The sequence below is a fragment of the Arsenophonus apicola genome (assembly GCF_020268605.1).
Classification (GTDB): domain Bacteria; phylum Pseudomonadota; class Gammaproteobacteria; order Enterobacterales; family Enterobacteriaceae; genus Arsenophonus; species Arsenophonus apicola.
In genome coordinates this window covers 2,385,147-2,398,004 of the sequence record NZ_CP084222.1, presented here as the reverse complement: position 1 = coordinate 2,398,004, position 12,858 = coordinate 2,385,147, and the positions used below count along the sequence as shown (strand labels likewise).

General features: G+C 37.1%; 15 protein-coding genes and 1 pseudogene. 2 read left to right on the top strand and 14 right to left on the bottom strand.

Annotated features, from left to right (window positions below; all coding sequences use genetic code 11):
- The first annotated feature begins 20 nt into the window (after positions 1 to 20).
- Positions 21 to 323 (top strand): hypothetical protein, encoded by a 303-nt coding sequence (locus LDL57_RS11445; RefSeq protein ID WP_180558785.1) that lies wholly within the window; start codon positions 21 to 23, stop codon positions 321 to 323.
- Between the two features lie 263 nt (positions 324 to 586).
- Here the strand turns inward: LDL57_RS11445 and LDL57_RS11440 are convergent, their stop codons facing one another.
- From LDL57_RS11440 to agaR, 8 genes are read right to left on the bottom strand one after another with little or no spacing between them, the layout of a single operon-like run.
- Positions 587 to 1,441 carry a tagatose bisphosphate family class II aldolase gene (locus tag LDL57_RS11440; RefSeq protein ID WP_180558786.1) on the bottom strand — a complete coding sequence of 285 codons (855 nt, stop codon included), beginning with the start codon at positions 1,439 to 1,441 and terminating at the stop codon, positions 587 to 589.
- A 9-nt stretch (positions 1,442 to 1,450) separates the two neighbouring features.
- Positions 1,451 to 1,882 (bottom strand): PTS galactosamine/N-acetylgalactosamine transporter subunit IIA, encoded by a 432-nt coding sequence (gene agaF, locus LDL57_RS11435; RefSeq protein WP_180558787.1) that lies wholly within the window; start codon positions 1,880 to 1,882, stop codon positions 1,451 to 1,453.
- 9 nt (positions 1,883 to 1,891) lie between these two features.
- On the bottom strand, positions 1,892 to 2,785 hold the full coding sequence (locus tag LDL57_RS11430; RefSeq protein ID WP_180558844.1) for a PTS system mannose/fructose/sorbose family transporter subunit IID: 894 nt from the start codon (positions 2,783 to 2,785) through the stop codon (positions 1,892 to 1,894).
- Positions 2,775 to 3,575 (bottom strand): PTS N-acetylgalactosamine transporter subunit IIC, encoded by an 801-nt coding sequence (gene agaW, locus LDL57_RS11425; RefSeq protein ID WP_375141945.1) that lies wholly within the window; start codon positions 3,573 to 3,575, stop codon positions 2,775 to 2,777. Before agaW ends, LDL57_RS11430 begins: the two co-directional genes overlap by 11 nt.
- Positions 3,575 to 4,057, bottom strand: coding sequence for a PTS N-acetylgalactosamine transporter subunit IIB (agaV, locus tag LDL57_RS11420; protein ID WP_180558789.1), 483 nt, complete (start codon positions 4,055 to 4,057; stop codon positions 3,575 to 3,577). Before agaV ends, agaW begins: the two co-directional genes overlap by 1 nt.
- Positions 4,058 to 4,081: 24 nt before the next feature.
- A complete protein-coding gene (locus LDL57_RS11415; RefSeq protein ID WP_180558790.1) occupies positions 4,082 to 5,227 on the bottom strand; it encodes an SIS domain-containing protein in 1,146 nt (381 codons plus the stop codon).
- Entirely contained in the window at positions 5,224 to 6,525 is a 1,302-nt protein-coding gene (locus LDL57_RS11410) for a D-tagatose-bisphosphate aldolase, class II, non-catalytic subunit (RefSeq protein WP_180558791.1), read from the bottom strand. The genes LDL57_RS11415 and LDL57_RS11410 overlap by 4 nt, the downstream gene beginning before the upstream one ends.
- Positions 6,526 to 6,580: 55 nt before the next feature.
- Positions 6,581 to 7,354 carry a transcriptional repressor AgaR gene (agaR, locus tag LDL57_RS11405; RefSeq protein ID WP_180558792.1) on the bottom strand — a complete coding sequence of 258 codons (774 nt, stop codon included), beginning with the start codon at positions 7,352 to 7,354 and terminating at the stop codon, positions 6,581 to 6,583.
- Positions 7,355 to 8,411: 1,057 nt separating this feature from the next.
- On the opposite strand from agaR, the gene LDL57_RS11400 reads away from it, so the two are divergent.
- Complete coding sequence (locus tag LDL57_RS11400; RefSeq protein ID WP_180558793.1) at positions 8,412 to 9,152, top strand: SDR family oxidoreductase; 741 nt, start codon at positions 8,412 to 8,414, stop codon at positions 9,150 to 9,152.
- 99 nt (positions 9,153 to 9,251) lie between these two features.
- Here LDL57_RS11400 and LDL57_RS11395 read toward each other — a convergent pair whose 3' ends face one another.
- The 6 genes and pseudogenes from LDL57_RS11395 to LDL57_RS11370 form a co-directional block, all read right to left on the bottom strand.
- A complete protein-coding gene (locus tag LDL57_RS11395) occupies positions 9,252 to 10,004 on the bottom strand; it encodes a DUF481 domain-containing protein (RefSeq protein ID WP_180558794.1) in 753 nt (250 codons plus the stop codon).
- Positions 10,005 to 10,413: 409 nt separating this feature from the next.
- On the bottom strand, positions 10,414 to 11,052 hold the full coding sequence (locus tag LDL57_RS11390; protein ID WP_180558795.1) for an HrpE/YscL family type III secretion apparatus protein: 639 nt from the start codon (positions 11,050 to 11,052) through the stop codon (positions 10,414 to 10,416).
- Positions 10,998 to 11,615, bottom strand: a pseudogene (locus LDL57_RS11385) (SctK family type III secretion system sorting platform protein). Before LDL57_RS11385 ends, LDL57_RS11390 begins: the two are co-directional and overlap by 55 nt.
- Before the next feature lie 6 nt (positions 11,616 to 11,621).
- A complete protein-coding gene (sctJ, locus tag LDL57_RS11380) occupies positions 11,622 to 12,344 on the bottom strand; it encodes a type III secretion system inner membrane ring lipoprotein SctJ (protein WP_180558797.1) in 723 nt (240 codons plus the stop codon).
- Between the two features lie 2 nt (positions 12,345 to 12,346).
- The gene (gene sctI, locus LDL57_RS11375; protein ID WP_180558798.1) at positions 12,347 to 12,682 is read right to left on the bottom strand and encodes a type III secretion system inner rod subunit SctI; all 336 of its coding nucleotides are present in this window, start codon (positions 12,680 to 12,682) and stop codon (positions 12,347 to 12,349) included.
- Positions 12,682 to 12,858 (bottom strand): hypothetical protein, encoded by a 177-nt coding sequence (locus tag LDL57_RS11370; protein WP_180558799.1) that lies wholly within the window; start codon positions 12,856 to 12,858, stop codon positions 12,682 to 12,684. Before LDL57_RS11370 ends, sctI begins: the two co-directional genes overlap by 1 nt.

The window sequence follows — 12,858 nt, the reverse complement described above, 5'->3', positions numbered from 1 at the left end:
TGGAGAAACTGATTGAAACGATGCCACACTCAGCTGATCACATAATGTTGCAGGGCTTGCAGGATCGAGATGGAAACCCGATCAGGGGTTGGTATGATAGTTTAGCCGGCCGGATAGTACAGGGTGGAAGTAGTTTAGATGCTAATCACGATCTGGTTTACTTAGGGTTATCAAAAGATCAGCGAGAAGCATTGATTTATGATAATGATGAACAGCAGCAATATCGTTTTTTGCAACCCGCCACCGTAACCTTGACGCCGACAGACACTGGGTTTTTGATCTCCGATATTGCAACAGATCCTTTATGGGCTGCTTTTACTTAATGCTATTGCAGGATAATAGTTGTTTTGTTGTCAAACAAAACAACTGATTTTAATTAGTTATTTATACCTGCTGAATATCAATTTATTTGAACGCAAATATTTGGTCACTCGTGGGATGATTTATTTTTATCATTGCTATTTTTTATCTGTTTTAATGAAGATTAAGCCAGTTTTGTTATTTAATGTTGTTGCAATAAGCTATTAACAGATAATTAATCATCGGATTTTGTTAAATACTAGTGGCTGAATGTGGAAATATCGCGCTAGATTTTACCGGCACTATTACACATCAAAATCTTATTCTCTACCACTTGCTGCATTGCTTGTTTTCCTGGTGTGATATATTGGCGCGGATCGTTAGCATCCGGATGTTCAGATAAATATTGTTTTACTGCATCAGCAAAGGCAATCTTTAAGTCGGTGGCCACATTGACTTTACAGATCCCTAATGAAATAGATTGACGTATCATCTCTTCAGATATACCTGATGCGCCATGTAAAACTAATGGAATATCAACTTGACATTGGATCTCAGCCAGGCGTTTAAAGTCAAGGTGAGGTTCATCGTGGTAGAGTCCATGAGCAGAACCGATGGCAACGGCCAGTGAATCTATGCCGGTTTGCTCAACATATTCTTTAGCGGCACTCGGGTCGGTATAAAAACTCTCTTTACTATCAACCACTAATTCATCTTCTTGACCCCCTAAGCGCCCTAATTCCGCTTCGACACTCACATCGTAACGTTGGCAAAATTGAACAACATTTGCCACTGTATCGATGTTTTCTGCAAAGGGTAGATGGGAGGCATCGATCATCACCGAGCGAACGCCGGCTTTAACTTTATGGCAGATATCGGTCAATTCTTCATGATGATCCAGATGAAGCGCAAGGGGTAGTTTGTTTAATGAAGCGGCTTGGGTGCAAATAGATACCATGTATTCCAGGCCGGCGTAGGTAAAGGTACTCGGTGTACCGGCCAGAATGACCGGTGAAGCCATTTGGGCCGCAGTTTCTACAACCACTTGGATAGTTTCTAAATTGTGAACATTAAACGCGGGTATCGCATATTGCCCCCGTTGGGCATTTTTTAGCATTTCTCGGCTAGAAATTAAATACATGGTAACTCCTTAAATACCATCATTATTATGGGATCCTTTATTTTGCTGTTGCTGATGCCATAAACTGGTTAATCCTTGGTGGCCACAATCCAGCGCCATATCACGAAATTTTTCTGCATCCAGAGTTTGGCGTTCTAGCATCATTTCAACAGCCATTTGCATATTGGTTCCCGTTAGGACTTGCCATTGTGGATGGGTCAATGTTAACTGTGCGGCTTGAGAAAATGGTGTGCCGCCTAGTAAATCAGTAAGAAATACTAAGCCGTCACCCTTATCACAAATTTTACTGGCTTGATTTAGGGCTTGATATAACTCTTCTGTTGTCATGCCCTCAGTAAAATCAATTGCAGTGCACTGCGATTGTTTGCCAACAATTTGCTCCATTGCTTGCATTAAACCACTAGCAAAGCTTCCATGGCCGGTAATGACAATGCCTAACATATTTACTCCTTATAAGAATCCAACTAATTTACCTGCCAGCCCAAATAGGATGGTAATGCCAATCATTTTTACTGGTGAAAAGCCACGTTTCAAAAAAACGTAGACGATTAGGGTAAAAGCTAGCGGTAATAAATTGGGCATTAATTTATCCAATACATCTGTTTGTAATGCTACTTTAGCCTCACCGGCTTTTAGTACTAATGGCGTAGAGAGATGAACATAAGACGCTACCAATGCCCCAATTACCGTCATACCGACAATAGAGGCGGCATGAGAAATATTTTTGGTGTGAGTTTTTAGTATTGCAATCGCTTTAGTCCCTGCCTGATAACCGTAATGCGCTAAACCAAAGCGTAAGGCAAAATTAACGATATTAAATAGCAGAAAGAAAACGATCGGGCCAAAAATACTGCCCTGTAAGGCAAGTGAAGCACCAATACCGGCACAGATTGGTAGTAGAGTAAGCCAAAATAGGGCATCACCAATTCCCCCTAAAGGCCCCATCAAGGCTACTTTAACCGCACGGATAGTAGAAATTTTTTCTTTACTGCGCTCCATTGCTAATACTAGGCCGGATAAAAAAGTGACATCAAACGGGTGAACATTAATAAATTCCATATGCATTTTCATGGAATTGGCGAGATCTTGTGGATTTTTATGAATTTTCCGCAAAGCGGGGATTAGGGTATATAACCATCCACCGGCTTGCATACGTTCATAGTTAAATGAAGCTTGCAAAAGCAATGAGCGTAGCGCCATAACATTGATGTCATAGGATGTTAATGCTTTGCCGGGCGTGGTATCAATATAGTCATCACTCTCTACCTGGCTGGTGGCAAGAGCTTGTGCCATGCGTTTTTCACTTTTTTTTGCCATTTCTTCATCAGCTCGATTAAATGCCATCATTCATCTCCTGTTGATTGGTTTGTGATGGCATGTTTGCTGTCTCGCCATCATTATTACGAGTGCGGTTAAAGAAATCGATTAAAGCAATAGCAAAGGCACCTAAAGCGATGGCGATAATCGGTAGATCTAGGAAGGTGACTGCGAGAAAACCTAAGATAAAATAAGCGACATAAGTTTTTTTCATCATGATTTTCATTAGCAGAGCGAAGCCGATTGCCGGCATCATACCACCGGCAACCGCCAGTCCATCGAGCAGCCATTGTGGGGCTTTTTGTACCATAGCACTGGCAGCGTCAGCGCCGAAATAAATAGGTAAGAAGGCAACGATAAAGTAAAAACAGAATAGAATAATAATGCCAAGATAGTTTACCCATTCAACGCCGCGCCAATTGAGATTTTTGACCATTTGATCGCATTTATGCATCATGGGTGAATAAAGGGTAAATAATAGGGTAATGCAACCTTGCACCGCAATTGAAAAGGGAATGGCAATTCCAATAGCAACTTTAGGATCAGACTGGGTGAGAATGGCAAAAGCGGTACCAATAATACCACCGATAACCACATTGGGAGGTTGTGCCCCAGCAAGTGGTACCATTCCCATCCAAACAAGTTCTAATGTTCCACCAACTAATAGACCCGTCTGCACATCACCTAAAATTAATCCCACAATGGGGCCTATTACAATTGGACGATGAAGATGAGTGAGCCCATCAAATAGATCAACGCCGGCAATGCCTGCTAATAAGGCGATCAATAATGCATCAGTAAACATATTTGTCTCCATTAATTCAGCAGATTGGTAATATTTTCACCCGTTTCGTCTGGCACGCGGCGAATTTCACAGGGGATGCCTAATTGATTAAGCTGACGAAAAGCCTCTATATCATTGTGATCAACGGAAACGGTTTTATGGATCTGTTTTTTTCCTTCGCAGAAATGCATATTACCAATATTGACAAAATTGATGGGTACCCCACCTTTTACTAGCGTCAATACATCCTGCGGTGTTTTGCAAACAATAAAAATTTTCTGCCGCTCCGCTGCCTTATGAATAATGTCGATCGTTTTTTGTAAGGTAAAATAGCGGGTTTGGACGCCATCGGATACCACCATGTCCATTAGTGATTGCTGAATTGGATCATTGGCTGCTTCATCATTAGCAACGACAACTAAGTTGGCACCAAGTGAATTGGTCCAAGTGATACCGACTTGACCATGGATCAGACGATTGTCAATGCGAGTCATTAAGATGTTTGGGGGGGACATATACGCTCCTTATTATTGTTCTGGTTACATATAGGGATAAATATGGACACCTTTTACTACCCGATTCACTTCACCGGTTGGACAGGGATTATCAGGCGATAGCCCCAAAGATAGTGAAGTTTCGACCGCGATTAATTGCAAAAATAATAGGTAGGGAAAAATAAGCCAAATATCAGCTAGCGTGGTGTTAAGTGCAATGGCATTGTTATCAGGTAGACTACTTAAGGCCAAAATTTTTTTTGCTCGTCCATCCTGTTTTAATTCATTAAGCAGATCCAAATCATAACGTCGGCAATAGGCTTCTTGAGAAAGTAGAATAATAACTAAGGTTTCTTCATTAATAAAAAATTTTGGCCCATGTCGCACTCCCATCGTTGAGTCATAACGGGTGGCCACTTGCCCCGCGGTTAACTCTAACATTTTAAGCGCAGCCTCCTCACTAATACCGGTAAAACAGTGGGAGCCCAAAACTATCATACGCTTGAAACCTTGTTGAATGATAGGTTGAATAATCCTTTGCCAGTTGGCGGCTTGCTTTTCACATAAAGTGATTAAGGTGGCTAAATTTTGTTGTGCATGATTCAAGCTTGAATTGCCTAATAACAATATGGTCGCTAATGCCATGCAACTAAAACTAGATGTCATTGCAAAACCACGATCGTTTGATCCTTCTGGCATAGTGAGTAAACAGACATTTGCTCGGTTTTTTGCATAGTCTGTAAGTGTGCTTTGGGGGTTACAGGTTAATATTAAGTGATGGCATTCTGTTAAGCATTGATCAGCGAGCTTTATGGCTGCAACGCTCTCTGGACTATTACCCGAGCGGGCATAAGAGACAAATAAAGTGGGTTTACTTTTATCCAGATATTGCTTTGGCGTGGGTACAATATCCGTTGAAGCAAAGGCATAAACGTTTAAATGTCTATGTTCACGTAACCAAGGTGCGATTGATTTGCCCACAAACGCGGAAGAGCCTGCGCCACACAGAATAATTTGTAAATTAGCTTGTTTTAATAATGGGTAAAGGAAGTTTTGCCACGCAGCTGAATTATCTGTTAGCGTTTGATATAAGTTACGCCATAACTGAGGTTGTTGCTGAATTTCTTGTACTGTATATTGCGCCTTATGGGTTTTAAGCCATAGAGGATCATATGAAAAAAAAGGCATCATAATACAATGGCTCCTTCTGTTTTTGTCTCACAAGCGCTGGCATAATGCATTAATACCGAACGAATTTTATCCTTTACCCACTCTTTTGGATCAGTCGCTGATAAGCGACCTGCATTAATGGCTGCCCTTTGTTCTGGTAGATATTGGCTTAACATCGAGAGGGGCACTGGACGCTGGCGTAAGTTGGTTAATAACTTTTCAACTGCTGCCTCGACTTTAGGATTTGTCCAATAATAGCGAATGCGATCACTTAAACTGTATTGGCGATCAATATATTGCTGATGTGCACTGCCTTGGTAATAAAGCTGCCAGCGCTTTGGTTGTTCAAGCATCACTTGTTCAAGGGTTTCACTGAGGTATGCGGCAAGCTGTTTTCCATTCCATTCACGATCTAATTTATCAAGTGCAAACAGGCCTTCGCGCAGGGCAAAGGTTAATGCCGGCCCCACTTTTAAAATAGCAAAATGATCGCGTACCAAATCTTGATAGCTTTGTGGTGTTTGATAATCTGTTGAGTGGGCTTCGTAAACGATATGAGGATGGCTTTCAATATAATGGCTAAGTGCTTTCGCTTTTTCTACTTGATAGTGTTCTACTTGGTGATGGCTAAATTCAACGCCTGGTTGAACAACTAAAGCGATGACTCTAGGCCAAACGTCGATGAGTCCTGCATTGTGCCAAGCGTTTTGATGAATATTAAGGGTCGTGGCGGCGGCTTTAGCTGATGTGATTTGCACTTGGGTAAGTGCTGATTTAATGCCACCAGGGGTAGGAACCTCAGTACCAATAACGTAAACCGGTGCTTCACCGCCATTTTCTCGCCAACTACGCTCTGCCACTGCGCACAAACGGGCTGCTCGCTGAGCAACAATTTCGTCGGTTAAAGGTGCTACATCATCAGCACAAGGCATTGAACAATCAAGATGAATTTTTCGAAATCCTGCTTTGACATAGTCATAGATCAGTGTTTCTGAAAATGTCATGGCTTGTTCTGCACTATGTTCCTGCCAGACATTAGGCCCTAGATGATCACCCCCTAGCCAAATTTGTTGGGTGGGAAAATCTAGTTTATTAGCGATGTCAAATATTTTATCGCGAAAATCTCTCGGCTGCATGCCAGTATAGCCGCCAAATTGATTTACTTGATTAGAAGTAGCTTCAATTAATACTGCTGTTTTTCTTTCTTTTGCAACCTGTAAAGCACTTTCTAATACCCAAGGGTGGGCGGAACAGACCGAATAGATCCCGACTGCGTCACCTGCTTTGTGACGATGAATCAGTTGTAATAGCGACTGCATAATATTTCCCTGCTAGCTGATGTATATTTATCTTTAGAATTAAATCAATAGGGCGTTATTCGTCGACAATAATGACATTAACCCCAAGTTCAGCCAGTTTTTCTCGATACTGTTGTGGGATCCGGCTATCAGTAATAAGATGATGAATCTGCTTTGTTTCACAAATTAAACAAAAGCTCTTACGGCCAAATTTACTGCCATCTGTTACAGCAATAATCTGCTGTGCAACATCACACATAATACGATTAAGATGGGCCTCGCCTGGATGAGGGGTTGTGATGCCGGCTTCAAGATCAAAACCATCAACCCCAAGAAACAAGGTATTGAAACGATATTGAGTTAGTTGTTGTTCTGCCACAGAACCATAAATTGAGTAGGAGTTTTTACGTGTATTTCCGCCTAGAACCATCACATCAATTTGCTCAAAATTGGCTAATTCGTAAGCGATATTAAGCGCATTGGTCATAACCACCAACGCATGGTGATTACGTAAAAAAGGCACCATTTCAGCAGTTGTTGAGCCTGAGTCGAGAATTAATGAATCGCCATCTTGGACAAACTCAGCGGCTTTTGCTGCGATCAATATTTTTAGTGCTCTATCTATTTGACCTTTTATTTGAAAAGGTCGGTCAAAAGCAAATTTATTATTTGCCATTGCGCCACCATACGAGCGTAAGGCACAGCCTTTTTTTTCTAAATAACGCAAATCATTACGAATGGTCACTAGGGAGACATTAAAACGCTGGCTAAGGGTTGCAACTTTTACACTACCATTATGGTAAAGCATGTCGATAATAGTTTCTCGGCGTTTTATTGTATCAGTACTCATTTAAACTCCTGTTACGTTATTAAATCGTGGTGGTAAACAATAGAAACTAAAGTTAATTGCACAAACAACGCATTAGTAATTACAACAAAAGCAAGTAAACGAAACTGTGATCCTGATTAAAGTTCATTTTTATAGAATATTGGGCTTAAATTACTTTCGATTTATGAAATATCGAAAGTAATAATATTGTGTTGATTTTTTTATTAATGAAATTTAAACCAGATAATATGGCGTTTGATAAAAAAACATGCACAATTAAAACGAAAGATATTTTATTTAGTCACAGTATCATTGCTTATACAGTAGGGCTAGTGATAGGGATCACAAAATAAAAAATACTTAGCACAGTGAGCAAAGTAGTTATTTACACTTTTTACGAAAAGTGAATAAAAGGATTATTTGAAATATTATCAAAAAACAATATTTGTTATTTTATTGATCATGATTAATAGTATTTTCGATTAAATTAAGTTGAGTAGTAGATTATTATTATAGTTAAAAACAAGTTGGCTTAATATTAAAAGTTTATCTGTTATTGATGTGAAAATAATATCATTTTTTTTAATTAATTGTTTTTATATAATTACAGATAATAAAGCTAAATAGATAATAAGGTTTTTATTTTTGTAAAAAAATAAAATATTAATCTTATTTTATGTAAATGATGGCATATTATTTTTGTATAAAAATAAATCAAGTGGTTGCGATAGGTGTGCTAGCGTTTTTATTCCTTTTATCAAACATCAGTGGCCTATTTTTTACTATAGTTAGAATTAACGAATGTTCATTACAGGTTATCTTTTATCTAACAAGCAAGGATTCAATCGATGGCAAAATTTTCTTAGAGATAAATACGGTGGTTAAACAATAAGGTGCTGAACACATTAAGGCATTGATTATTTTTATCTGCACTATTTATTTCAGTTAGATATGAAACCTTAAGATATAGCGCCGCTTGATGGCTCATAAAAATATTTTTTCAATAGATTAAATTAAAAAACGGTCAACTGCTGAGACAAGCATCCTAATGAAGAGTTTATAAAAAAGGATAAAGATTATGACACGAGGAATTGCAAATAAAGTTATTGTCGTGGTCGGAGCAAGTAGTGGAATAGGTGAAGAGTTGGCTCGCCATTTAGTCAAAGAAGGCGCCAGGCTGGTTTTAGGGGCGCGTCGTCTAGATCGGTTGCAATCATTAGCCGAAGAATTAAATCTTGATAAAGAAGCTGTTGTCCCAACCGATGTGACGAAACCTGAACAAGTGCAGGCATTAGTTGATCGAGCCATTAGTTTGTATAACCGAATTGATGTAATAGTTAATAATGCCGGTATTATGCCGCAATCACTGTTAGAGGATTGTCATATTAGTGAATGGAATGAGATGATCGATATTAATTTAAAAGGTGTGCTTTATGGCATAGCAGCAGCGTTACCCTATATGAAAAAACAGATGAGTGGCCATATTATTAATACATCATCAGTTGCAGGCCATAAGGTAAAACCAGGCAGTGCAGTTTATTCAGCTAGCAAGGCGGCGGTGCGGGTGATCTCGGAAGGTTTGCGTCAAGAAATGATACCCTATCATATTAGGACAACCGTGATTTCGCCAGGAGCAATCACGAGTGAGTTACTTGATAGTATTACTGATCCAGATATCGCTGCCAGGATGCGATCTTTTTATCACGATTATGCTATTCCTGCCGATTCCTATGATAGAGCGGTAATTTTTGCTATAAAACAACCAGAAAATGTTGATATTGATGAAATTTTATTTCGTCCAACTCGGCAAGAATTTTAATGATTTTTTAAATAGACCTAATTAGATAGGTCTATTTATTATTTTATTAATTACTCATAAAACAAGTTTGTTAATAAATGAGTATGGCTAATATATACATCAGAATGCATAACCTAGTTGAATGGATGTTTTGGTACTGATCCGTTTTGGAGCCGAGAGTGGAGGATTATCATTCCAGTTAACATTGTAAATCAAATTAAGTGACAGGCGTTCACTCATGGCAACTTGCAAAGCAGTTTCTGAAATAGCGGAAGAGTCATTACTGAGTCGGGTAAAAAATGATATACCTTGTTTGAATTTAGTATTGTCACTAATTTTCCATTCATAGTTGGCACCAATGTAACCTAATCCTGTTATTTCATGGCCACCATCAGTAAAATGTTCATATCTAACACTTGGGCCAGCTTCAACTTTCAGTGAATGAATGGGGCCATCAAAGATTTGTCGACCATAACCGACGGCAAATACGTCTTTAGAATCAAAACCATTATACCGATCCGTTAACCAGCTAGCTTGAGTGAATAGATAATCAAATTTAGTTAAATTGTATCTTGCCCTGGCACCTAACTGATAGGTTTCCGATGATCTTTGATCATTGGAGGAGTTGTTGGTGGCATTTCCCCAAAAGCTATAAGCTAAGTTTGAAGAATAGAGTGTTAGTGCTGTTTTTGCTGTTAAGTTTGAATTTTTAGAGTTTCCTGTTTGTACTTGATAACCACCTGATATTGACATTTCAACATCCTTTTTTGCCGTTGCAGGATCATCCATAACGGTAAATAAGCTGTCATTACCAATTGCAAGTGGGCTAATAAAAAATGTCATCCATAAAACTTTTTTATCACAGGTGATCATGCCTTCTCCTATTATGCTTTGCATGTTATCTAAATTAAACAAATAATGTAGTTTAATAATTTTCCAATATAGATAAAATTATGCTTTTGTGCCAGCAATGTTTGGTTGTTGTTATTTGATTAAACTCACTGACTAAACAGTGTAATATATTTCAATTAATATTTTACTGGATTAATTTGAATTAAAAATGATAATTTAACTTATTAATATCTATACTAAAATAGTAATTCACTATTTAGTAATCTTTTTTTTTGAATTATTAAAAAGCAAACTAAATATAAGAATTTTCTCATAACAAGTTTACTGTAAATCTGATTACCACTTGTCATTGCCGGGTGTGGAAAATGAACTTTTGCTCGCAGAATAATATTATTTAATTTTTACTTATTGCTATTAATTAAAATAATGCTTATTTTCCTAGTAAGGCTTGCTTTATTGCATTAAGTTGACTCTCAATAGTGGCATTTAACATACCGACTTCAGTTTCTAAAATACAATCTTTCTCTTCTAATCTTGGATCTTCTACAATATCGATATACTCAATTTCTGGTTGTATTTTATGTAGTTCGATTAATTTAGTTTGCAAAAAATTAACTTGCTTAGGGGAAATGCGTAAGATAACTTTTTTATGTTGATGTACGAGTGCAAGATTTTGGCTGATATTTTTATATAAAAGCTCATCAGGTTCATAATTAGCAATAATTTTTCGCATCGCTTCTATAGTGATATTAACTAATTGGCTTTCAACTTGTTGATAAAAAATTTGGCAATTTATTAAAGTTTGATGAATGATTTCTGCTTGTTGTTGGGTTGATTGTGCTAAACCTTCTTGCCAGCCTGCGGTGTAACGAACTTCATAAATACTATCCGCATCATTTTCAATTTTTCTAGCATGTTGTTTAGCAATATCAATAAACTCTTGGCCATTAAGATAGGATTGATAATCATTTTTTTTTAAAATTTTTATTTCATCGTTAATTTCAATCTGACCATCTATTTGAGTAAATGGTAACATTGTAAATTCACTTCTTTGGTTATCTTTTGACATAATATCTCTGCAGCGGGTTTATATTTATCGGCTAGGGTGATATTTTTCTCTATCTTTTTTTTGGGTAACCGTAGTTTTAGGCGTTTAATTAAATCGACATTATTTTGGTTGATTGTTTCTAACCAAAAATTGAGTCCAACTTGACGAAAATAGTTTATATGCATCTCAAGGGGTAATTTTTGTTGCCAGCCTTCTGGCCAATTACCAATAATAAAATTCGCATTGGCTAAGCAAAAGCGCTATTTCTCTTTACCGATCTCATTAATTACAATACCGATTTGTTTGCTATTAATACAATGAGAAAGCGATTTGATATGTAACATTATGCCTAATAAAGCTAAAATTTGATTGAATTCATATTCAGGGAAAAGGGCGATATTTTCATTTTTTTCAATTTTTATAATATTGTTATTTAATTTATAATGTTTAAAAATAATTTTATTTATATTTTTTGAGTGGCGCCAATGAGGTAGACTTTGTAGTGATTTTTGCCAAAGATTAGGGAAATTTTCAATATTAATATAAAGAGCAGGGCAATATTGTAATTGGAAAAGTGTCAGCATATTTTATTACGATTTCCTTTTATTAAGGAAATATTGCAGTAGATTAGTGCTGACAAGTAAAAAAATGAGTAAACAAATAAGAATAATAAATTTATTATAAGAGTTTTCATTAATCTCAATACCTAAAAAATGCTTATCATGACTAAAGGTATTGCTGGGTAAGATTTCATTGCCAGGTATCAGTGCTACGCTAATTCTATCATATTCTAATCCAGCAATACTGTTATTAATTAATCGCTTTATTTGTGGAGTATAATTGTCTAATTGAGCATTGGGTGCATATTTTATAAATACAGAAGCTGAAGAGTGGCTATTTTTGTCATTGCTATCCGGCAACACCACGTGAACCCGCGCATTAAGGACACCATCTATTTGTGATATAGTTTTTGCCAGCGCCTGCTCTTTGACAAAATTAAGCCGAGCTTGCTCTTCAACGGGAGAAGAAATCAAACTGTCTTTGGGAAAAACGTCTTTTAACGAAAAGAAAACTTCTCTCGGATAACCATGCTGCTTTAGGATCTCAGTCGCCTGAGCGATGTCGGATTCATCAACCAACAATTTAATCGTATTTTCTTTATCAGTTTCTTTATGAATAGAAATTCCCTCATTTCTGAGTAATGCATACATCTCATTGGCTTCTTTTTGCGACAGGCCAGTATAGAGATCTGTTTTACAGCCAGTTAGCAGCAGAAATAATAAAAGCGTTAAGGTAATCGGCGTTTTGTTCATTTTTATTGTGCTTTTAATAAAGTTTCCATACTTTGTGTGATTTTTCCGGCTGTTTTAGCAATTAATTCTTCTTGTAAGGTAATTCGCATCAGCGACCACTGTACCTGCATTAATTTTTGCGGTGATAACTCTTCATTATTGATATTTTGCTGAAATTCGCTTTTTGCTTGACTCATATTTTTTCGTACTGCTTCTATTTGCTCAATAAAACTGACGCCATGCGTTGTTGAGCTCCATGTAGTCACGAATTGATTATTAGTGGGATTACCATTTTCTATCGATTGATTAATTTCATCTAAATTAAATTTTATGTTGCTATTGAGCTGTTTAATATCCATTATTCATCCTTGTCAATTTGATGAGTATGTTGACTTAAGTTTTTTATTAATCCATCAAATAAAATTTTCTGTTTTTTAAGCGCAATATTATCTGTTGTAGCGATAATTTGATTATTATCTGTAACTTGCTCTTTTATTTCAAAATTGTATTGATAAAAATGTTTATTTATTTTCAT